12 protein-coding genes, 4 tRNA genes and 1 pseudogene are annotated in these 21712 nt (G+C 62.3%); 8 read left to right on the top strand and 9 right to left on the bottom strand.

Annotated features, from left to right (window positions below; genetic code table 11):
* Positions 1–44: 44 nt before the first annotated feature.
* The 7 genes and pseudogenes from kdpB to ACPDZI_RS21720 all read right to left on the bottom strand — a co-directional run bounded on the left by kdpB (position 45) and on the right by ACPDZI_RS21720 (position 12502).
* Positions 45–2102, bottom strand: a complete 2058-nt coding sequence (kdpB, locus tag ACPDZI_RS21750) for a potassium-transporting ATPase subunit KdpB (protein ID WP_438833783.1) — start codon at positions 2100–2102, stop codon at positions 45–47.
* A 55-nt stretch (positions 2103–2157) separates the two neighbouring features.
* Positions 2158–3839 (bottom strand): annotated as a pseudogene (kdpA, locus tag ACPDZI_RS21745) (potassium-transporting ATPase subunit KdpA).
* A 348-nt stretch (positions 3840–4187) separates the two neighbouring features.
* Entirely contained in the window at positions 4188–5537 is a 1350-nt protein-coding gene (gorA, locus tag ACPDZI_RS21740) for a glutathione-disulfide reductase (protein WP_146061492.1), read from the bottom strand.
* A gap of 76 nt (positions 5538–5613) precedes the next feature.
* A complete protein-coding gene (locus tag ACPDZI_RS21735) occupies positions 5614–7581 on the bottom strand; it encodes an ATP-binding protein (RefSeq protein WP_175610364.1) in 1968 nt (655 codons plus the stop codon).
* A 122-nt stretch (positions 7582–7703) separates the two neighbouring features.
* Positions 7704–10784, bottom strand: coding sequence for a multidrug efflux RND transporter permease subunit (locus tag ACPDZI_RS21730; RefSeq protein WP_076362530.1), 3081 nt, complete (start codon positions 10782–10784; stop codon positions 7704–7706).
* 15 nt (positions 10785–10799) lie between these two features.
* Positions 10800–11906 (bottom strand): efflux RND transporter periplasmic adaptor subunit, encoded by a 1107-nt coding sequence (locus ACPDZI_RS21725; protein WP_011704066.1) that lies wholly within the window; start codon positions 11904–11906, stop codon positions 10800–10802.
* Positions 11907–11938: 32 nt separating this feature from the next.
* Positions 11939–12502, bottom strand: a complete 564-nt coding sequence (locus tag ACPDZI_RS21720; RefSeq protein WP_016348886.1) for a TetR/AcrR family transcriptional regulator — start codon at positions 12500–12502, stop codon at positions 11939–11941.
* Positions 12503–12762: 260 nt separating this feature from the next.
* Between ACPDZI_RS21720 and ACPDZI_RS21715 the strand changes: the two genes are divergently transcribed.
* From ACPDZI_RS21715 to ACPDZI_RS21695, 5 genes are all read left to right on the top strand, one after another.
* Positions 12763–12839: transfer RNA gene (locus ACPDZI_RS21715), tRNA-Arg, on the top strand.
* A 50-nt stretch (positions 12840–12889) separates the two neighbouring features.
* Positions 12890–12965 (top strand) — tRNA-His (locus ACPDZI_RS21710).
* A 20-nt stretch (positions 12966–12985) separates the two neighbouring features.
* Positions 12986–13071, top strand: a tRNA-Leu gene (locus ACPDZI_RS21705).
* A gap of 72 nt (positions 13072–13143) precedes the next feature.
* Positions 13144–13220: transfer RNA gene (locus ACPDZI_RS21700), tRNA-Pro, on the top strand.
* A 185-nt stretch (positions 13221–13405) separates the two neighbouring features.
* Positions 13406–13915: a ricin-type beta-trefoil lectin domain protein gene (locus ACPDZI_RS21695; RefSeq protein WP_438833782.1), complete on the top strand. Its 510-nt coding sequence runs from the start codon at positions 13406–13408 to the stop codon at positions 13913–13915.
* 4 nt (positions 13916–13919) lie between these two features.
* Here the strand turns inward: ACPDZI_RS21695 and pyk are convergent, their stop codons facing one another.
* Both pyk and ACPDZI_RS21685 read right to left on the bottom strand, forming a co-directional pair.
* A complete protein-coding gene (gene pyk, locus ACPDZI_RS21690; protein ID WP_438833781.1) occupies positions 13920–14999 on the bottom strand; it encodes a pyruvate kinase in 1080 nt (359 codons plus the stop codon).
* Between the two features lie 67 nt (positions 15000–15066).
* Positions 15067–16404 (bottom strand): MFS transporter, encoded by a 1338-nt coding sequence (locus ACPDZI_RS21685; protein WP_076362528.1) that lies wholly within the window; start codon positions 16402–16404, stop codon positions 15067–15069.
* Positions 16405–16717: 313 nt separating this feature from the next.
* On the opposite strand from ACPDZI_RS21685, the gene ACPDZI_RS21680 reads away from it, so the two are divergent.
* The 3 genes from ACPDZI_RS21680 to ACPDZI_RS21670 are packed head-to-tail and all read left to right on the top strand — an operon-like array spanning position 16718 to position 21667.
* Positions 16718–17977, top strand: a complete 1260-nt coding sequence (locus ACPDZI_RS21680) for an ABC transporter substrate-binding protein (protein WP_438833780.1) — start codon at positions 16718–16720, stop codon at positions 17975–17977.
* The gene (locus tag ACPDZI_RS21675; RefSeq protein WP_438833779.1) at positions 17974–20406 is read left to right on the top strand and encodes an ATP-binding protein; all 2433 of its coding nucleotides are present in this window, start codon (positions 17974–17976) and stop codon (positions 20404–20406) included. The genes ACPDZI_RS21680 and ACPDZI_RS21675 overlap by 4 nt, the downstream gene beginning before the upstream one ends.
* Positions 20390–21667, top strand: coding sequence for a sigma-54-dependent transcriptional regulator (locus ACPDZI_RS21670; RefSeq protein ID WP_438833778.1), 1278 nt, complete (start codon positions 20390–20392; stop codon positions 21665–21667). The genes ACPDZI_RS21675 and ACPDZI_RS21670 overlap by 17 nt, the downstream gene beginning before the upstream one ends.
* The last annotated feature ends 45 nt before the right edge of the window (positions 21668–21712 follow it).

Genomic DNA, 21712 nt, shown 5'->3' with positions numbered 1-21712 from the left:
ATTCGTTGTGTGGATGCGGGCTGACCCGCATCCCGGTTATGCCGTTACACCAGACCCAGGCCGGTAATGACCAGGTCGATCAGCTTGATGCCTATGAAAGGCACTATCAGGCCGCCGACGCCGTAGATCAGCAGGTTGCGGCGCAGCAGGCTGGCGGCCGAGCCCTGCAGGCTGACCCCGCGCAGGGCCAGCGGCACCAGCGCGACGATGATCAGGGCGTTGAAGATGATGGCCGACAGGATGGCGCTTTCCGGGCTGCCCAGCTGCATCAGGTTCAGCACCCCCAGCTGCGGATAGGCGGTGATGAACAGGGCCGGCAGGATGGCGAAGTACTTGGCCACGTCGTTGGCGATGGAAAAGGTAGTCAGGGCGCCACGGGTCACCAGCAGCTGCTTGCCCACCAGCACCACGTCCAGCAGCTTGGTGGGGTTGGAGTCGAGATCCACCAGGTTGCCCGCCTCCTTGGCGGCCTGGGTTCCCTCGTTCATGGCCAGGCCCACGTCAGCCTGGGCCAGCGCCGGGGCGTCGTTGGCGCCGTCCCCGCACATGGCGACCAGCCGGCCGTCGGCCTGCTCCTGACGGATGTAGGCCAGCTTCTTCTCCGGCGTTGCCTCGGCGATGAAGTCGTCCACCCCGGCCTCGGCGGCGATGGCGGCGGCGGTCAGCGGGTTGTCACCGGTGATCATCACGGTGCGGATCCCCATGTGGCGCAGGATCTGGAAGCGGGCCTTGATGCCCGGCTTGATGATGTCCTTGAGGAACACCACCCCCAGCAGCTTCTCGTGAGTGCAGACCAGCAGCGGGGTACCACCCTGGCGGGCGATGTTGTCCACCGATTTGAGGATGAGCTCGGGCACCGCCTTGCGATCGAGCGAGAGGTAGCGCAGCACTGCATCCACCGCCCCCTTGCGATAGTGATGGCCGTTGCGATCCAGCCCGCTCAGCCGGGTCTCGGCGCTGAAGGGGATGAGGATGTCGCTCTCCAGCTGGCTCGGTCTGGTGTGGCTCTTGCCCGCCAGGGTCAGGATGGATTTGCCCTCCGGCGTGTTGTCGCCGAGCGAGGCCAGCATGGCGGCCTGGGCCAGCAGGGAGGGATCCACGCCGGGGGCCGGGATCAGCTCGTCCGCCATCCGGTTGCCGAAGGTGATGGTGCCGGTCTTGTCCAGCAGCAGGGTGCGCACGTCGCCGGCGGCTTCCACCGCGCGGCCCGACTTGGCGATCACGTTGAGCTTCACCAGCCGGTCCATGCCGGCGATGCCGATGGCGGAGAGCAGACCGCCGATGGTGGTCGGGATCAGGGTGATGAACAGCGCCAGCAGATAGAGCCGGGGCACCTGGGTGCCGTTGTAGTCGAGGAACCAGGGCAGAGTGGCCACCACCAGCAGGAAGATCAGGGTCAGCCCCACCAGCAGGGCGTCCAGCGCCATCTCGTTGGGGGTCTTCTGCCGCTTGGCCCCTTCCACCAGCGCAATCATGCGATCCAGCGTGCTTTCGCCCGGGTTGTTGCTGATGTGCACCCAGATCTGGTCGGAGACGACGGTGGTGTTGCCGGTCACGCCGCTGCGGTCGGTGCCCGACTCGCGGATGACGGGGGCGGATTCGCCGGTGATGGCCGCCTCGTTGACCGAGGCGATGCCGGCGACAACTTCGCCGTCGGCCGGGATCATCTCGCCGCTGCGCACCAGCACCAGATCGCCCTTGAGCAGGCTGGTGGCCGGTACCCACTCGCCCTTGTCATCCTGCGGGCTGGTGACTCGACGTGCCTTTAACTGACTCATGCCGGCCTTCAGGCTGTCGGCCCGCGCCTTGCCGCGCCCCTCGGCCAGGGTCTCGGCGAAGTTGGCAAACCAGAGGGTGAGCCAGAGCCAGGCGGTCAGCTGCCAGGCCAGCGAAGGGGCGACGCCGGAGAGCGGTTGCCCCAGCAGCGACTCCAGGGTCGCCATCACGGCCGCCAGCCAGAGGGTGAACAGGATGGGGCTGCCAAACAGCGCCCTGGGGTTGAAGCGATAGAGGGCTTCCACCATGGCCTGCAGGATCTGTGATTTCTGTTTCTTGCCCTTCACCTGAACGGTGTCGGTGCTCATTGAAGCGGACTTGCTCATTGGAAAGCTCCCTGCATCGAATAGTTGGTCACGCAGATCAGTCGGGTGTGCAGCATCAGAAGGCACCTCCCAGCAGGCTCAGGTGTTCCGCCACCGGGCCCAGCGCCAGCACCGGCAGGAAGGAGAGACCCCCATCAGCAGCACGGTGACGATCAGCAGGGTGATGAAGAGCGGGCCGCTGATCGGGAAGTCCCCTTCGCTCGTCTCTTGGCGTGGTGCGCGGGCCAGCTGGCCGGCGATGGCCAGTACCGGAATGATGTAGCCGAAGCGGCCGAGCAGCATGGCCAGCCCGATGGCGATGCACTGCCAGCTGTCGGCGGCGGCAAAGCCGGCGAAGGCGGAGCCGTTGTTGCCGGCGGCCGAAGCGTAGGCATAGATCAGTCGTGACAGGCCGTGGGGGCCGTCGTGACCGATGACGGTGGCGGAGTTCGGCATCAGCAGGGTAATGCCGCCGATCACCAATACCCCGACCGGCATCACCAGCATGCTGGCGACCACCCATTTCATCTCGGTGATGCCGAGCCGTTTGCCCAGATAGGTCGGAGTGCGCCCCACCATCAGGCCGCACAGGAACACGGTCAGCAGCACGAACAGCATCATGCCGTAGATACCGGCACCGACGCCGCCGAACACCACTTCACCCAGCAGCATGTTGATCATGGCGACCATGCCGGCGAGCGGGGCGAAGCTGTCGTGCATGGCGTTGACCGAGCCGTTGGAGGCGGCAGTGGTGGCCACTTCCCAGATGCTGGACAGCACGGGGCCGAGGCGGCTCTCCTTGCCTTCCCAGTTGCCGGCTTCGCTGGTGAGGTGGGCGAGGGCGGGATCCGGTTTCAGCTCCTGGCCGATGGCGAGGCAGAGCCCCAGCACCAGCATGATGGTCATGGCGATGAGGATGGCGCGGCTGTGGGCCAGATCCTTCACGTAACGACCCAGGGTGCAGACCATGGCGGCGGCCAGCGTCAGCAGGGTGACCATTTCCAGCCAGTTGGAGAGGGCGGTCGGGTTCTCGAACGGATGGGCCGAGTTGATGCCGAAGAAGCCGCCGCCGTTGGAGCCGAGCTGCTTGATGGCGATCTGGGAGGCAGCCGGGCCGAGCGGCAGCAGCTGCTCCTGGCCTTCCAGCGCGTGGAACGGCAGGTAGGCAGACAGGCTCTGGGGCACCCCCTGCCAGACCAGCAGCAACGCCAGGATCAGCGCCATCGGCAGCAGCACGTAGAGACAGAAACGCACCAGATCCTGCCAGAAGTTGCCGAGGTGGGTGGTCTGCTGGCGGGCGATGCCGCGAAACAGGGCGATGGCGACGGCCGCGCCGGTGGCGGCGGAGACGAAGTTCTGGGTGGTCAGCCCCACCATCTGGCTGAAGTAGGAGAGGCTGGCTTCGCCGGAGTAGGCCTGCCAGTTGGTGTTGGTCATGAAGCTGACCGCGGTGTTGAAGGCGAGTTGCCAGTTCAGCCCGGGCAGCTGTTGCGGGTTGAGGGGCAGCAGCCCCTGTGCCAGCAGGATCAGGAACAGCAGGCCGAAGCCGGCGCCGTTGAAGGCCAGCAGGCTGAGGGCGTAGGACTTCCAGTCCTGCTCGCGCCCGTCCGTGCCGCAGCAGGCCAGGGTGGCGCGCTCAAGCGGGGCCAGCCAGCGACTCTTGCCTTCAAACACCCGATACAGGTAGTTGCCAAGCAGAGGCGCCGGCAGCAGCACCAGCAGCACGAACGCGACGGGATAGATGATCTCTTGCCACATATCCGGTTCCTCACTCATGGGTGCGCGCGAGGGCGCGCAGCAGATAACCCGCGAGGGCGAGGACCAGCAGCAGATATAGCCAATTCATAACGACTCCGTTGAGGTAATTAGCGTCAGGGATCGATGCATATCCGTGTCGATCCCATAGGTCTCATTGACGCTGAAAGGGTATGTAAAACGGGCGTAAAGGCGCCATAAAGCCCGATTTGGCTGGCGTAAAATCGGCGTAAAAATGAAGGGCTGGCAGAGTGGGAGGGGTGGGACGCGATCAAAAAACCCGGCCTGGGCCGGGTTTGGTAGCAAGTGACTGAGACTGGTCTGATAGTGACAGGCCAGTTTCAAACATGCTTATCGCATGGTCACAAACTCTTCCGCGCTGGTGGGATGGATGGCAACGCAGTTGTCGAAGTCCGCCTTGGTGGCACCCATCTTCATGGCGACGCCGAAGCCCTGCAGGATCTCGTCCATGGCGAAGCCGATGCCGTGCAGGCCGACCACCTTCTCTTCCGGCCCGACACAGACCAGTTTCATCCGGGTAGGCTGGCGATGCTGGGTCAGCGCTGAGTACATGGCGGTGAACTGGCTGCGGTAGACCTTGACCTGATCTTCACCGTATTCGGCAACGGCTTCCGGCTCGGTCAGTCCTATGGTGCCGATGGGCGGGTGGCTGAACACCACGGTCGGCACCAGATCGTAGTTGAGGTGCTCGTTCGGCTTGTTGTTGAACAGCCGCTCGGAGAGGCGGCGGCCCGCCGCGACGGCCACCGGGGTGAGCTGGATGCGGCCGGTGTTGTCACCGACGGCATAGACATTGGCGACGGCAGTGTTCTGGAACTTGTCGGTCGGGATAAAGCCCTTCTCGTCCAACTCGATACCGGCGGCGGCCAGATTGAGGTTGTCGGTGGCCGGGACGCGGCCGATGGCCCAGATCAGGCAGTCGACGGTGAGGTGGCGACCATCTTCCAGCTGCAGGGTCAGGCTCTCATCGGCGTTCTTGACCACCGCCTTCGGAATGGCGTGGGTGTGCAGCTTGGGCCCTTCCTGCGCCATGATTTCGACCAAGGTCTCGTGGATCATGGGGTCGAAGTTGCGCAGCGGCGCATGTTTGCGCACCACCAGATGGGTTTCTGAGCCGAGCGCCTGCATCACGCCGGCGATCTCTACCGCGATGTAGCCGGCTCCCACCACGGCAACCCGTTTCGGTTGTTCCGGCAGTTCGAAGAAGCCGTCGGAATCTATGCCCAGCTCGGCACCCGGGATGGCCGGCACTTCAGGACGGCCGCCGGTGGCGATCAGAATGTGATCGGCGCTGTACTGCTCGCCATTCACTTCGATGGTGTTGCTGCTGACGAAGCGGGCGAAGCCCTTGATGACGGTGATCTGGTTCTTGCCCAGCACGTTCTGGTAGGACTGATGAATGCGGCCGATGTAGGCCTGGCGGGACTCGACCAGCTTGGCCCAGTTGAAGTGGTTGAGGGTGGTGTCGAAGCCGTAGTCGGCGCCATATTTCAGGGCATCGGCGATCTGGCCGGCATACCACATGGCCTTCTTCGGTACGCAGCCGACGTTGACGCAGGTTCCACCCAACTCTTTGGCTTCAATCAGGGCAACTTTCTTACCGTACATGGCAGCCCGGTTGGCCGAGGCGATGCCGCCGCTGCCGCCGCCGATGGCGATATAGTCAAAATGCTGTGCCATTGCGAGGTTCTCCGCTCATTAAGAATGCAATCACAGCATGATGGGGATAAAGCGGCTGGCTCACAAGAGCCAGCGCTCAGTTATGTTGGATCGGCAGGCGAATATGGAACTGGGCGCCGTTATCCGGCTCGCTGACACAGTTGATGCGACCGCGCAGCAGTTGCACCACCAGGTTGTAGATGATGTGGGTGCCAAGCCCGCTGCCGCCCTGGCCCCGCTTGGAGGTGACGAAGGGGTCGAAGATGCGCGGCAAGATCTCGGGCGGGATGCCGCGGCCGTTGTCGCTGTAGTCGATCAGCAGCTCTTCACCCTGCTGTTCCACCTTGATGGTGATCTTCTTGGGTTTGTCCCAGTTGTCGAAGCCGTGGTTGATGGAGTTGAGGATCAGGTTCGAATATATCTGGGTGAAGCTGCCGGGGAAGGAGAAGATCGACAGCTTGGGATCGCACTGGATATCCACCTCGCACTGGGCCTTCTTCAGCTTGTGGCCGAGGGAGACCACCACCTGGTGCAGGTTGTCGGCGAGGCTGAAGTTGTAGCGTGCCTCGGACGACTGATCCACCGCCACCTGCTTGAAGCTGGCGATAAGCTCCGAAGCGCGGCGCAGGTTGCCCTGCAGCAGCTGCATGGATTCGTCGAGGTTGACGGTAAATTCGGTGAGATAGGAGCGTGACAACTGTTTTGATTCGATGTGCTGCTTGAAGTCGGCCACCCGCTCCTGCAGGTAGGAGGAGGCGGTCACGCTGATGCCGATGGGGGTGTTGATCTCGTGGGCCACGCCGGCCACCAGCGAACCGAGGGAGGCCATCTTCTCCGACTCCACCAAGGTTTGCTGGGCCTGTTTCAGGTCGTCGTAGGCCTTGCCCAGCTGGTCGTTGGCATCGCTCAGGCTGCGGGTGCGCTCCACCACCTTGCCCTCCAGCTGTTCGTTGAGCTGGATGATCTCCCGCTCCACCTTCTTGAGGCGGGTGATGTCGTAGCCAAAGCCGATCAGATACTTGAGGTTGGGCCCTTCGTAGAAGGGGGCGAAGGTCCACTGCAACACCAGCTCGTGGCCCTGCTGGTCATGCATGATGACCTCTTTGTCCTCGATGGAGCCGTGATCGGCCAGGGTGGCCGCCAGCTCATCGCGCTGGGCCTTGCTGACGAACAGATCCAGCCAGTTGTGCTGCAGTATCTCCTGCTGGTGGTAGCCGGTCAGCAGAATGGCGGCCGGGTTGATGCTGGCGATGTTGAGGTCCGGCTCCATGCAGCAGATGACCATGTTGGCCGAGTTGATCAGGGTGGCGGAGAAGTCACGCTCTTGTTGCAGCTGCTCGGCAGCCTGATGGCGCGCCGCAAATTCGTCGTTCAGCCGGGTGCGCATCTGGTTGAGGGTGGCGACCAGGGTGTCGAGCTCATCGGGTTTCTTGCGGGGCAGGGGGCGCCCCTCCAGGGTCAGCTCGATGGCCAGCCGGTCCAGATTGAACTTCTGGGCATAGTTGGCGATGCGGTTGAGGTGTCGCACCACCAGGTAGTAGATGATGATCAGGATGCAGAACGAGACCACCAGGGTCTTGATGGTCTGGCTGACCATGATCAGCACCGATTTCTCGATCAGGCGCTGGTAGATCTGCTCGAGGGAGGCGGCGACGAACAGCTTGCCTACCACTTCGCCCTGATAGGTGAGGTTGAACTCGCGGGAGATGTCGTAGCTTTCCCGCTCCACTCCCTGGGTCAGCAGCGGCACTTCCGAGTTGCCGAGCATCTCCTTCACCATCACGAACTGCATGTTGGGCAGGTTCATGATGCCTTCGATCTGTACCTTGACCTGTTCTTCGTCCAGGTTCCACAGGCTGGCGGCGATGGGCTGCAGGAAGGAGGCCTCGATCTGGCCGATGCTGTCCTCGATCACGGCCACGTCCTTGCGGTAATCCCAGGCAAGCTGCAACACCGTAATGATCATCGCCAATACGGTACTGCACACCAGAATGTAGGAGAGCAGGCGGTATGAGAGTCCGTTACGGCCGACGGCCCTAGCGGTCTTGGAGAAGAGTCCTGACATGGCGTCCTTGCGGTCTGGATATATTGCCATTTAGTTTAACTGCTTCATGCACTTATGTCGTGTTTCGTTAGCGTGATAAAAACAAGGCCCCGAAACGGGGCCTTGTTGATTAAGAACGGTTTTTAATGACTCCCTTTCGCCTTGGGCGGAATGGATTCGTCAAACACCGGCAGCGGTTTGTGTTCGGAGGCCAGGTAGGTGTAGATCACCGGCAGCACGAACAGGGTGAACAGGGTGCCGATGGCCAGACCGGCCACGATCACGATGCCGATGCTGAAGCGCTGGGCAGCCCCGGCCCCCGTTGCATAGAGCAGCGGGATGAGACCGGCGATCATGGCGGCCGTGGTCATCAGGATGGGACGCAGACGTACCTTGGCGGCGGCCATCACGGCTTCCATCCGGTTGCGACCGTGCAGCAGCTGCTCCTCCTTGGCCACCTCGCAGATCAGGATACCGTGCTTGGTAATCAGGCCGACCAGGGTGATCAGACCCACCTGGGAGTAGATGTTCATGGTGGCGGCACCCCAGGCCAGCGCGATCAGTGCGCCACTGATGGCCAGCGGCACGGAGACCATGATCACCAGCGGGTCGCGGGCCGACTCGAACTGGATCGCCAGCACCAGGAAGATGATGGCCAGCGCCAGGGCGAAGGTGGCGTACAGGGCGCTGCCTTCGGTCACGAACTGGCGGGCTTCACCCATGTAGTCGTAACGGTAACCCTGCGGCAGCTTCTCGCTGGCGGTGGCATCCAGCCAGGCGATGGCGTTGCCCATGGTGGTGCCCGGCATCAGCACGGCACCTATGGTAGCCGAGTTGAGCTGGTTGAAGTGGGGCAGGGCGCGCGGTTCGCCGACCACCTCGATGCTGATCAGGCTGCCGAGCGGGATGGACTGGCCGTCGGCCGCCCGCACGTAGTAGCCCTTGATCGACTCGGGGTTGAGGCGGTATTTGCGCTCGACCTGCGGGATCACCTCGTAGGAGCGGCCATCCAGGTCGATCCGGTTGACGTAACCGTCCGACATCATGGTGCCCAGGGTAATGCCGATGTCCTGCATGGTGATGCCGTAGGCACCCGCCTTGTCCTTGTCGATCTTGATCTTCATGGTGGCGGAGTCGTACTGCAGGTCCAGCTCGGAGTAGACGAAGCGTCCACTCCCCTGGGCCGCGGTCAGGATCTCGCTTGCCACCTGATAGAGGCTCTCGAAGTTGTTCGGCGTGGTGATGACGAACTGGATCGGCAGGCCGCTCGAGGCACCCGGCAATTCCGGGAACTGGAAGGTGGTGATGGACATGCCGGGCACGTTCTCGACCAGCTTGCCAATCCGTTCCAGCACCTCTTTCTGGCTCGCTTCACGCTGGCTCCACGGCACCATGGAGGCGATACCGAATGCCTGGTTGGCGTTGAACACCCCGGAGAAGACCTGGGAGAAGGCCACTTCCGGCTGTTCGTCCAGCACCTTGTTCACCTGCTCCATGGTGCCCTGGATGTAGTCCAGGTTGACGTTGGAGGGAGCGGTACCCAGCACGGCCATGACGCCCTTGTCTTCGTTCGGTGCCAGTTCGCTCGGAATGAACTTGAACAGCATCGGCAGGCTGGCGAAGACGATGACGGCGAACAGCACCACCACGATGCGCTTCTGCATCACGGCGTGCAGCATGGCATCGTAGCGGACCGTCATGCGGTCGAGCAGGTGATGTACCTTGCTCTCGAACTTGCCCGGCTCCTCGTTGGCCTTGAGCATCTTGGCGCACATCATGGGCGACAGGGTCAGCGCTATGATGCCCGACACGAACACGGCGCCGGCCAGGGTGAGGGCAAACTCCTTGAACAGGGAGCCGGTGATGCCCCCCATCAGGGCGATGGGCGCATACACGGCGGCCAGGGTGACCGTCATGGCGATGACCGGCACGGCGATTTCACGGGTACCTATGATGGCGGCCCGGAATGGTTCTTCCCCCTCCTTGACGTGGCGATCCACGTTCTCCAGCACCACGATGGCGTCATCCACCACCAGACCGATGGCCAGCACCATGGCCAGCAGGGTCATCAGGTTGATGGAGAAGCCGAACATCTGCATCACCATCACCACCCCGATCAGGCTGAGGGGAATAGTGATAATCGGGATGATGACCGCCCGGAACGAACCAAGGAACAGGGTGATCACCACCAGCACGATGGCGGCTGCCTCGGCGATGGTTTTGATAACCTCGCTGATCGACTCGTTGATGGCAACGGTCGAGTCATAGAGGACGTTGGCCTCCATGGTGCTCGGCATGTTGCTCTTCAGGCTCGGCAGCATCTCCAGCACGTCGTGGGCGATGTTGATCGGGTTGGCGGTCGGCGCCGCGTTGATGGCCAGTACCACGGCCTCGCGGCCGTTGGCGGTGGCGCGATAGGTATCGTGGCTCTTCTCCAGGCTGACCTTGGCGATGTCTGCCAGACGGATCACCTTGCTGTCACGGGTGGCCACCACCAGGCGCTCGAGCTCCTCGGTGGTGTTGACCTGGGTCTCGGCATTGCCGTTGTAGAGGGTGAAGTAGCCGGTGGCCTGACCGGTGGCGGACTGATAGTTGTTGCTGTTGAGCACGCTCATCACGTCCGCGGCGGTCAGGTTGAACGCCGCCATCTTGGCCGGATCCAGCCAGACCCGCAGGGCGTACTTGGTACCACCGTACATGTCGACCTTGGAGACGCCGCCGACGGTGAAGAGCTGGGGCTTGATGACCCGCTCCAGGTAGTCGGTGATCTGGCTGGCGTTGAGCTCTGGGCTGGTAAAGCCGATATAGAGCACCGCCGTGGTCGAGCCGGTCGACATGGTCACCGAGGGATCTTCCGACTCCTTCGGCAACTGGGAACGTACCGAGTTGACCTTGGCCAGAATGTCGGACAGGGCCGCATTCGGGTTGGTGTTGAGCTTCATGTAGGCAGTGATGGTCGAGCTGCCGAGCTGGGTGGACGACGTCATGAAGTCGATGTTGTCCGCCTGGGCGATGGCCTGTTCCAGCGGCTGGGTAATGAAGCCCTGGATCAGGTCGGCACTCGCGCCATAGTAGCTGGTGCTGACCGTGACGACCGTGTTGGTCATCTCGGGGTATTCCCGCACCTGCATCTTGAACACGGCCTGGACACCCAGCAACGCGATCAGAAAGCTGATCGAGATGGCCAGGATGGGCCGCTTGATGAATATATCGGTAAAGCGCATCTGTCTCTCCGCGTTTTACAGCATGGGAACCTGGTCCGGAACCTTCAGGCCCTGGTCCTGCACGATTTTCACTTTGGCGCCGTTGCTCAGGCGTACCTGGCCGGACATGACCACTTCGTCACCCGCCTTGATGCCGGAGACCACGTGCGCATCGTTGCCCTTGCGCTCGCTGACCTTGACCACCACCTGCTCGACGCGCTTCACGCCATCCTTCTCCTTGACCAGGTAGACGTTCTCGCCATACAGGGTAAAGGTGATGGCGGTCTGCGGCAGCACGATCTGGTCCTTCTGGGCCGGCAGCAGAATGCTGGCGCGGGCAAACATGCCGGAGCGCAGCTGGCCATCGTTGTTGGGGATGTCCGCCTGCACCTGGATCAGGCCGCTCTGGTAGTTGACGGCTGGTTCGATGGCGCTGATGTGGCCCTTGAACTGGCGATGCGGGTAGGAATCCACGTTGATCAGGATGTCCTGATTCAGGCGAATGCGGGAGATATCGGTCTGCGGCACGGTGAAGCGCAGGCGCATCACGCTGGTGTCTTCCAGTCGGACGATGTCGGTACCCGGTTGCAGGTACTGACCGAGGAAGACGTTGCGCAGGCCGACTACGCCGGCAAATGGTGCGCGCACTTCGCGGCGGGCGATGGTCGATTTCAGACTCTCGATATCGGCCTCAAGGGAGCGGTAGGTCGCCTCGGTGTCGTCCAGCTGGTCGCGGGAGATGGATCCCTTGGTGAACAGGTTCTGATAGCGATCGAACTTGGCCTTGGCCGCCGGCAGCTTGGCCATGGAGGCGCGCAGGTTGGCCTTCTCGACGCTGGCATCCAGGCTCAGCAGCAGCTGATCCGGCTTGACGGTATCACCCGACTCGAAGGAGATGCTGTCGATGGTGCCGGATTGCTCGGTTGACAGGGTTACCCCCTGGTTGGGTTCGATGAAACCGATGGCCTCGATGGTCGGCACCCAGTCACGAGTCTCCACCTTGTGGGTGGTGACCGGAAACTCGGGCTCCGGCATGTTGGCCATGTAGTTGGCTATCATCTTTTGCTTGAACAGGTTGAAGCCAATCACGCTGCCGAACAGGGCCAGCGCGATGAGCAACATGATGCTCATCCACTTTTTCATGAACTCTCGCTCCTGAGATATGAGTGCAATGTTTAAGGGGTCAAAATAGCTCGCCAGCAGGCCCGGATCACGGCTTCCAGCTGGTCTTGCGTCAGTTCGAATTGGTGCACCTGGCTTTGCAGCGCCATATTTGCCACGCAATCCAGGCTCAGCACCTGCAGTACCCGGACGGGCAGGTCGATAAACAGACCCTGTTCCAGACCCCGTTCGAAGAAGCGATCCAGCGGGGCCCAGGCAGCCTTGATGACCGGGTCCTGCTCCAGCTCTGCTCCCAGCGGGGACGTTTCATACTGCAATTTGCATTTGAGCGCGTTCGGTTCGTCGACAAAGATGGCGTGGATGTTGAGCCACAAACGCCGAAATTGTTCGAACGATACCTCCTCTGTCTGCACGCCTTCCATGACCAGGGGATGACACTGGAGGATGGTGTGCCGATAGAGTTGGCGGATCAGGTCATCCTTGTCGCTGAAATAGCGATAGATGGTGCCTGCCGCCACCCTGGCTTTCTTGGCCACCACGGCAATGGAGAGACCGTGGAAACCCTGTTCGCCGAGTACTTCATGAGCCGCATCGAAAATGCGTTCTTTCTTGTTCATGACGGGATAATCACAACGGCTGAATGAACGTTCATTCATTCTAGGGGGGCTTTGAGGCAAGTCAAGTTTTGCCCATCATCGGATTGCTATGTGGGGGGAGTCAAAAGTAGCGGAGCTGGGCTGGATCCAGCCTGAATGAAACAAAAACGCTTAAAAAAAGCCAGAAACGATGGAAAAACAAGCGGTTGATTCTGCGAGATAAAAAAATAGTAGACAAGGTGGGTCCCCATCATTAATATTGCGCCCCGTTCGACAGCGTAGCGCCCGTAGCTCAGCTGGATAGAGCGCTGCCCTCCGGAGGCAGAGGTCACAGGTTCGAATCCTGTCGGGCGCACCATCAAAAGTGCGCCGGTTAAGCGGGCGAGTTGAAGAACGAAAACAGCTGTGGTGGCTGTAGCTCAGTTGGTAGAGTCCCGGATTGTGATTCCGGTTGTCGTGGGTTCGAGCCCCATCAGCCACCCCATTTTACAGCTTGTCAGGTATGCGAAGGTGGCGGAATTGGTAGACGCGCTAGCTTCAGGTGTTAGTGCCCCCCGGGTGTGAGGGTTCGAGTCCCTCTCTTCGCACCATACTTGCTGTATGACGAGGATGACCGTTTATGGTCGTCTTTGTGTTTTGAAAAGAAAGCTTTATTAAAGCCTCGGTGATTAGCGCAGCCCGGTAGCGCATCTGGTTTGGGACCAGAGGGTCAAAGGTTCGAATCCTTTATCACCGACCACATTCTGAAAAACCCCGCTCAGGCGGGGTTTTTTGCTTTCTGCCGTCTGCCAGCCTGCTGCCGCAGGTTTCTGTCACGTCTGTTTACATTTCTGTTGGCACTTTCTCGCTGTCGCTTCGGGTATGCTGGGACGCAGACCCACGGCAAGTGGGCGTTATTGAACACAATTCAGGCCAACATGTCATATGCACCCAAATTCTTTTCGCGTCAGCACACTGGCGCTGGTTGTCGTGGCCCTCAGCGGCTGCTCATACAAACCCAAACCCGATGAGATCTTGATGGGGGCTGCCCCCATGCAGAGTACCGCCACCTCTGCGCTGGTAACCGATGCCGGATTCTGCGTGGCCCTCAATGACCACAATCAGCTGATCACCCTGCCTTGTGACCAGACTGTTCGCCAGCAGTTCAGCTGGGATGCCGGTGCCTTGCAGCTTGACCAGCGTTGCCTGGTGGCCAAGGGCGTGAGCGAGTTGACCATGGCCGAGTGCCAGGATGAGAGCCGGCAATGGCAGTGGCAGGAAGATCGGCTGTTCAACAGCAAGGCTGACCGCTGTCTGGATGTGGCCGGCCGTCGTCATAAGCCGGGCACCCCGCTGCGGCTGGCCGACTGTTTCGGTGGGGCCAACCAGAGCTTCGAATGGCAGAACAAGGGCAGCATGCTCGACAAGCTGCACCTGAAAAGCCTCATCTGGTAGGGTGTCAGGCCAACCTGGCCAGCTCCCCGTGGCTGGCCGCGAGGCCATGCCCTGCTGGTTCCATCTCCTGCTCGGCGGCCAGCGCGATGCGGGCCATGGCGGCGACCGCTTCCACCGGATAGTGGCCGGTTGCCGACTCGGCCGACAGCATCACCGCATCGCTGCCATCCATGACGGCGTTGGCCACATCCATGACCTCGGCCCGGGTGGGCATGGGGCTGGCAATCATGGATTCCATCATCTGGGTAGCGGTGATGACCGGGCGACCGAGTGCCCGGCAGCGCCGGATCAGCCTTTTCTGCACGCCGGGCAGCCTGGCATCGCCAATCTCGACCCCCAGATCCCCACGTGCCACCATGATGAGGTCGGCGGCGTGAATCAGCTCATCCATGGCGGCCACTGACGCCACCACCTCCGCCCGTTCCACCTTGGCCACGATGGCCGCCCTGCTGCCGCTGGCACGAATGAGGGTTCTGGCCTCTTCGAGATCGGCGGCGCTGCGAGGAAACGAGACGGCGATATAGTCGGCCTCGAGCAGGCGGGCCGTCAGGATGTCGGCCTTGTCCTTGTCGGTCAGGGCCGGAGCGCTCAGACCGCCGCCCAGCACGTTGATGCCCTTGCGGCTGGACAGGGTACCGCCAACCAGTACCCGGGTCTCGATACGCTCGTCGATCACCTGTTCCACGCAGAGCTGGATGCGGCCGTCATCCAGCAGTACGACGTTGCCCGTCTGCAGTTCGCCAGCCAGCGCCGGATAGTCGGTACCGACCCGAGATTGATCGCCCAGGTGGCTGCCCAGGCCGGCATCAATGATGAAGGGGTCGCCCGGTTGCAGCCGGATGCTGCCGTCGGCAAAGCTGGCGATGCGGATCTTGGGGCCCTGCAGGTCGGCGAGGATACCTATCTCGCGGTCGAGGCGGGCGGCGCAGGCCCGGATTTTGGCCGCCAGGGCCAGGTGTTGCTCCGGACTGCCGTGTGAGAAGTTAAGCCTGAATACATTGGCTCCCACCTGGATCAACTGCTCCACCATGGTGGTGGATGAGCTAGCGGGGCCCAGGGTGGCGATGATTTTGGTCTTGCGCATGGGATGCTCCTGTTGCGAGGAAAATGCACAAGGGTGGCCGACGGGCCACCCTTGTGCTGAACGGGGATCAGTGGTTGACGACTTTCTTGGCATTCCACACCGTCATGGCGAGCAACATGGAGAGCACGGAGGCACCGAGCCAGAAGTACTGGGCGCTGCTGAAGTCGTAGTGGGTGACGCCGTCAATCTCGCTGGTCTTGATCAGGGCGGCGGAGACCAGCTCCTGGATGGAGGCGGCGATGTAGGAGCAGAGGCCGATGAAGCCCTTCACGGCGCCCACTGCGGTCTTGGGCATCAGGTCGCAGGCGGTCAGGCCGGCCAGGAAGACCACCAGCCCGCCGATGGCATAACCGATCAGGGCGAGGGCGACGGCATCCATCATGCGGCTCTGGGGGCCCCAGAACATCAGGCACATGCCGGCCACGTTGGCCAAGCCGTAGAGCAGGGTCGGGATATGGCGGTTGGCGTTGAACAGCTTGTCGGAGATGATCCCGGCCAGAATGGCGCCGAGGAAGCCGGCGATGGGATAGGCCGACATGGCGAAACCGGCGTCGATCAGGCTGTAGCCTTTCTGCTCCTGCAGGTAGAGCACGGCCCAGGAGCTCATGGCGTAGCGGGACATGTACATGCAGGCGCAGGCGGCGGCGATGAGCCAGACGGCGGGCTGCTTGAGCACGAACAGCTGGGCGCGGCGGATTTCGGCCGGGTCCACCTTCTTGGCAATCTCGGGTGCTTCACCAAAGGCGACGGCCGGCTCTGGCAGGGCGTAGGTTTGCGGGCGATCTTTCAGCACCAGATACATGCACAGGGCGGCGATCAGCGAGGCGATGCCGGCGCCGATGAAACCGGCCTTCCAGCCGAAGTAGCTGACGATGGTGGCGGTCAGGATCCAGGAGATGCCTTCCCCTATGTTGCGCGAGCCGCCCCAGATGGAGTAGACCGAGCCCCGCTGCTTGGGCGAGAACCACTGGAAGATGGAGACGCAGGAGGGGGCGGATCCGACGGACTGGAACCAGCCGTTCAGGCCCCACATCAGCACCAGAAAGAAGGTGGCGGTGTTCATGCCCATCAGGATGGTGCAGATGGACGAGAGCCCCAGCGAGACCGACATGAAGCGGCCGATGTTGGCGTAGTCGGAGAGGAAGCCGTTGGAGAACTTGCCGACGGCGTAGGTGAACAGGAAGGCGGAGCCGATGACCCCCAGCTCTTCCAGGGTCACCACGCCGGAGTCCAGCATGGGCTTCTTGACCACGTTGAGGCTCATGCGCACGACATAGAACATGGCGTAACCGAGTACCAGACCCAGGAAGACCTGCCACTGGTACTTGCGGTAAATGGAGCGGATTTTATCGGGCGAGGCATCCATGACCGGCAGGTCGGCTCGCGTCTTAAAAAAGTTGAACATGGGGTTCTCCGTTTATATTTGGCAGCTTGGTTTCAGAGGGTGCTCTGATAACGGTTGCCATCATATGAAGGGAGAAATTCAGCCGGCAAAAAGCCGGATATGGGTCAACTCTGACTCAATCATGGGAAAACCATGAGTCAAAAATGACATATTTGAACTGTCCTATTGATATTCGATGAATAACAATAGCGGCATGCCGAGGCATAATGAGTCAGAACTGGCTCATCCTCGTGGAAATAAAAATAACGGCATGTACCAAATATTAGATGTACTGCACATAATCCTGAATTAAAGCGCGAGTCGACCGATAGTCATGCACCTTTTTTTCCGCCGGCTGGCCCTGCTCATGGGCTGCATTTTGTTGCCATTCAGCACCCTTCAGGCTGCCTCGCTGACGGTGCTTACCTCCTTTTCGGAGGTGCCGGTGAAGGCGGTGATCGAGGGCTTTTCAGAACAATATCCCGGGATCCGGGTCGAGGTTATTTATCGGCGTACCATTCCTTCCCTGCGCTTATTAACGGAAGCAGGTGCACCGAAAGTCGATATTATCATGTCGTCATCGCCGACTTTCTTTAACACGCTGGACAAAGCTGGTTTGCTGGCGGCTTTGCCAAATGAAACTATGCCGCCAAAATGGCTTGCTCCTCATACTCTCGGGCTGGGCAATAAAGTGGCCGTGGTCGGTTATTCCAGCAGCGGGATCATGTATAACCGCCATTATCTGGCCAAATATCAGCTGCCGCTGCCCACCACCTGGCAGCAGCTGGCGTCCCCGCTCTTCATGGGGCACGTGATGATGAGCTCGCCCTCCCAGTCAGGCACGACCCATATGATGGTGGAGAGCGTGCTGCAGCAATATGGCTGGCAGCAGGGTTGGGCCCTGCTGATGCGGCTGGGCGGCAACCTGTCGGCCATCACGGCGCGCAGCTTCGGGGTGAGCGACGGCATCAGCCGGGGTCTGGCGGGGGCTGGCCTGGTGATCGACAGCTACGCCCTCAACAGTCAGGCCCGCTTCGATCACGTCGGCTTCAACATCATGCCCGACTCGGTGATCCTGCCGACCTATCTGGGGGTGGCGCGCCACAGCACCCAGCCGGCCAGCGCGGCTCTGTTCATCCAGTTCCTGCTCTCCGATCGCGGCCAAGCGATCATTGCTACCCCCGGTATGGCCAAGGCCACCTTGAGCCAACCCCGGCTGGCCCGGCAGACCCGTTACGTCACCGACAAGGCGCTGCTCTATCGGCGGGCCGGTCTGCTCAAGGCCCTGTTCGAGCAGACCATCACCCAGCAGCTACCCAGGCTGAAGATGACCTGGCAGGGGATCAACGGTCTGAATACCCATGGCGAGCCCTGGCGGGTCGCGCTGCTGGAGCAGGCCGTCGCCAAGGCGAGCACACCGCCGCTGAGCGAGCAGGAGGCGCAGGAGCAGGCGTTGCTGGCGCTGTTTGACGGCCTCTATGACCGGGAGCAGGGCAATCCGCAGGCGGAGCGGGTGATGCATCAGTGGCGCCAGGCGACCGAGGCTCGCTTGCATGAGGCGCAGCGTCTGGTCGAACAGGCAGCCAGACCATGAGCCGGCTGGGGCGCATGCTGGCCATGCCGCGCAGCCTGGGACGGCGGCTCATCCTCGCCTTCGTGACCATCACGGCCCTGACCGGTGCCATGGGCATGGCCGCCTATGTGATGTGGGATCGGCTGGGCCGGCAGATCCACCTTATCGTGGAGGAGAGCCTGCCCGCCATCGACGGCGCCTACCAGCTGGAGCGAGCCAGCTCCCGTCTGTTGTTGTTGCTGGCCCAACTGCGCGATACCCGGGACCCGGTGCAGTACCAGCGCCTCTCCAACGCTGTGTCCACCACCTTGCGGGATATCCAGCGCGCCTACCTGCTGGGTACCCCGGGGGATCAGACCCCCTCGCAGCGCCAGGCGTTCGAGGAGTTGAGCGCGCTGGTGGCGGATCATGGGCGTTACCTCAAGCAGCAGATCGAGCACGCCGAAACCCTGCAACAGTTGCAGAAGCGCAGCAACTGGCTGCACCAGGATCTGGTGGACGATGCCGCCCCTCTGCTGCAGGAGGTGGAGTGGCACCTGACCAGCATGGTGGCCAGCCCGGATGACATGAGCGAATTTGGCAACGTCATCAAGGAGTTCTCCGCCCTGCAGGATCTCACCTTCAAGGAGAACGAGCTGCAGTCGCTGGTGGGCGAGGTGATCGCCCAGCGCTATCAGCAGGATCTGGAGAGCGCCTTCCTGTTCATCGGCTACAAGATTGACGAGATAGACGCGCTGACCTCGCGGCTGGCGGAGTACCCCTCGACCGTGAGTTATCGCCAGATCCTGCAGGACATCATCACCCTGGTGAAGCCGGACGGCCCGCTGCACCGGCTGCTGCTGGCGGATGTGCTGACCCACCAGCAGCTGACGGCTCTGCGGCCGCGACTGGACGACGCAGTTTCGCGTTATCACCAACGGGTCAGCCTGATGGTGAGTGACGCCAACCGCTCCCTCAGTGCACTGGGGGAAGACAGCAGCCAGCTGGTGGCGACCGGCAAGCTGGTGATCCTGGTGGTGCTGGCGCTCACCCTGTTGCTCAGCATCTTCGTGCTGGTGGTGTTGATCGGCCGCCGGCTGATCAAACGGCTCGACTTGCTGGGACAGGAGCTGGACAGGGTGGCGTCAGGCCGGCTGGACGTGCCGGTCAGTACCTGCGGCCGGGACGAGATCGGTCGGCTGGGCGACAGCCTGCGCCACTTCAGCCTGCAGTTGCAGCAGATGGAGCGGGCCAATGCCCTCAACCTCATCAACAACACCCAGGCCTGCCTCATCACCTGCCATCCGGATGGCACCATCGAGTCGGTCAACCCGAGCGCGCTCACCCTGTTCCAGCAGACCGGTGTCGAACCGGGTCAGCCGTTGTGGCAGGCCTTTCCACCAGAGGCGGGGGCGGTGCTGGCCGATCAGTTCAGGGCCGGCCAGCCGCTGCACCGGTTCGGCCACTGCGAGTGCACCCTGGCTTGTGGGCTGGGTGAGGCGCCCCGCTTTTTGCACCTCAACCTGCGTCGCTTCGAGCAGGGGCGCGGGTACAGGTTCATCATCACCATCACGGATGTCACCCGCCAGGAGCTGACGGCCAGGGAGCTCAGCCAGCGGGTGGCGGAGCGTACCCGTGAGCTGACCGAGAACAACCGGCTGCTGGCGGAGGAGGTGGTGCAGCGCCAGCAGGCGGAGCGCACCCTGCTGCAGACCCAGGATGAGCTGATCCAGGCGGCCAAGATGGCGGTGGTGGGGCAGGCGATGACCAGCCTGGCCCACGAGCTGAACCAGCCGCTGTCGGCGATGATGACCTACCTCTACACCAGCCGGACGGCGCTCGCCGCCGGTCAGTTGCAGGCACTGGACCAGGATCTGGGCAAGCTCGACAAGCTGGGGCGGCGCATGAGCCGGATCATCAATGCCCTGCGCCACTTTGCCCGCAAGTCGCCGGCCGAGGAGGTAAGGGTCCGGCTCGAACTGGGGGTGCTGGCTGAGCAGGCCATGCTGCTGCTGGAGACGCGTGCGAAGCGCGATGGCTGCATCCTCTGCAACGAACTGCCGGACGGGCTCTGGCTCGATACCGACCCCGTGTTGCTGGAACAGGTACTGGTGAACTTGCTGGTGAACGGACTGGATGCGGTGGCCGGGCTGGCGCGGCGCGAGATCAGGCTGCAGTTGCTGGAACAAAACGAGGTCCGGTTGCGGTTGGCGGTGGTCGACAGCGGTGCCGGCTTCAGCGAGGCCATCCTGCCCAGGTTGTTCACCCCCTTCACCACCTCCAAGGAGGTTGGACTGGGGCTGGGGCTGACCATCTGTCGCTCCTTGCTGGCCCGCTGTGGCGGCGAAATCATGCTGGGATCGGCGCTGACCGGCGGCGCCATGGTGATCATGGAATTTGCGTTGGCCGACCCTGCAGGGTCGGTCGCCCATCAGAACGAGGAGAACGCCATCGATGTTGTTGCCCGCTAACCGTCCTGCCAACGTGCTGCTGGTGGACGATGACGAGGACGTGCTGGAATCCTATTGCCACCTGCTACGCCTCTCCGGCTACCACCCCAGGGCGACGACTTCGCCCCACGAGGCGCTGGCGCTGCTGGCCGATCAGTGGCCAGGGGTGCTGGTCTCTGACATCTACATGCCGGCCATGAACGGCATGGACCTGCTGGCCAGCGTGAAGGCGCTGGATGCCGAGATCCCGGTCATCATGATCACCGGTCACGGGGACATTCCGCTGGCGGTACGGGCGGTCAAGCAGGGGGCATTCGACTTTCTGGAGAAACCGCTCAATCCGCAAGATCTGTTGGGCCTGCTGGAGCGGGCCTGCCGACAGCGCAGCGCCGTGCTGGCGCGCCGCAGCGAGATCCAGGCGACGGTGGATGACGAGCTGATCGGCACCAGTCCACAGATAGTGACGCTTCGCAGCCAGCTCAACCAGCTGGCACAGACCGACAAGGACCTGCTGCTGGAAGGGCCTGCCGGCTCGGGGCGTCACACCCTGGCCCGGCTGCTGCACAGGATCAGCGCCCGTCGGGAGCAAGTCTTCCAGCTGCACGACTGCGTCTCGGCCCCCAGCCTGGCGGAAGTGCAGGCCAGCCTGGCACAGGCGGGGCAGGGTACCCTGGTGCTGCAATCCCCGGCCCGCCTGAGTGCCGACTGTCAGCGCTGGCTCGGCAACCACCTGCTGGATCAGGAGCGCAAAGGGAGCAAGTCGCTGCGTACCATAGGGTTGTTTGACGAGTCGCCGGAGGCGTTGGTGGAGAGCCAGCAACTGATGCCGGAGCTCTACTATTTCCTCTCCCAGGTGCGGCTCAAGCTGCCCCGGCTGGTGGAGCGGAGCTGTGACATCATCCCCCTGTTCCGGGCTTTTCTGCGACAGGGCTGCAAGCGCATCGGCCGGCCGGTGCCGGCGGTGGACCGCGCCTATCTGGAGACGCTCAAGCGGCATCAGTGGCCCGGCAACCTGCGTGAACTGCGCAACGTGGCCGAGCTCTATGCGGTGGGCATCGTCAAGCTGGCCGGCGCGGAGCAGGTCATCCCCCTGGCCAGTGGCAAGGAGCCGCTGGACGATCTGGTGGAGGAGTTCGAGCGGCGGGTGATCGAGGATACCCTGTTCCTCTTTTCCGGCCGGGTGACCGATGCCGCCCAGTACCTCGGCATTCCGCGCAAGAAGCTCTATCTGCGCATGAAGAAGCACCAGCTCGACAAGGAGCGGTTCAAGCCGGCCACCTGAGCCCGGCTGCCGGTCGAGTCGTTCAGACGGTTATCCGCATAGGAG

Source organism: Aeromonas oralensis (assembly GCF_049665575.1).
Taxonomy (GTDB): domain Bacteria; phylum Pseudomonadota; class Gammaproteobacteria; order Enterobacterales; family Aeromonadaceae; genus Aeromonas; species Aeromonas hydrophila.
The sequence above is the reverse complement of the archived record's forward strand: the minus strand, read 5'-3'. Positions and strand labels throughout refer to the sequence as shown.

Bases quoted from the DNA above. Each gene is read 5' to 3' on its own strand.
- ACPDZI_RS21725 (WP_011704066.1), bottom strand. From the start codon at position 11,906: ATGAAAAAGTGGATGAGCATCATGTTGCTCATCGCGCTGGCCCTGTTC.
- ACPDZI_RS21720 (WP_016348886.1), bottom strand. From the start codon at position 12,502: ATGAACAAGAAAGAACGCATTTTCGATGCGGCTCATGAAGTACTCGGC.
- ACPDZI_RS21685 (WP_076362528.1), bottom strand. From the start codon at position 16,404: ATGTTCAACTTTTTTAAGACGCGAGCCGACCTGCCGGTCATGGATGCC.
- ACPDZI_RS21670 (WP_438833778.1), top strand. From the start codon at position 20,390: ATGTTGTTGCCCGCTAACCGTCCTGCCAACGTGCTGCTGGTGGACGAT.
- gorA (WP_146061492.1), bottom strand. From the start codon at position 5,537: ATGGCACAGCATTTTGACTATATCGCCATCGGCGGCGGCAGCGGCGGC.
- ACPDZI_RS21730 (WP_076362530.1), bottom strand. From the start codon at position 10,784: ATGCGCTTTACCGATATATTCATCAAGCGGCCCATCCTGGCCATCTCG.
- ACPDZI_RS21680 (WP_438833780.1), top strand. From the start codon at position 16,718: ATGCACCTTTTTTTCCGCCGGCTGGCCCTGCTCATGGGCTGCATTTTG.
- ACPDZI_RS21695 (WP_438833782.1), top strand. From the start codon at position 13,406: ATGCACCCAAATTCTTTTCGCGTCAGCACACTGGCGCTGGTTGTCGTG.
- ACPDZI_RS21735 (WP_175610364.1), bottom strand. From the start codon at position 7,581: ATGTCAGGACTCTTCTCCAAGACCGCTAGGGCCGTCGGCCGTAACGGA.
- pyk (WP_438833781.1), bottom strand. From the start codon at position 14,999: ATGCGCAAGACCAAAATCATCGCCACCCTGGGCCCCGCTAGCTCATCC.
- kdpB (WP_438833783.1), bottom strand. From the start codon at position 2,102: ATGAGCAAGTCCGCTTCAATGAGCACCGACACCGTTCAGGTGAAGGGC.
- ACPDZI_RS21675 (WP_438833779.1), top strand. From the start codon at position 17,974: ATGAGCCGGCTGGGGCGCATGCTGGCCATGCCGCGCAGCCTGGGACGG.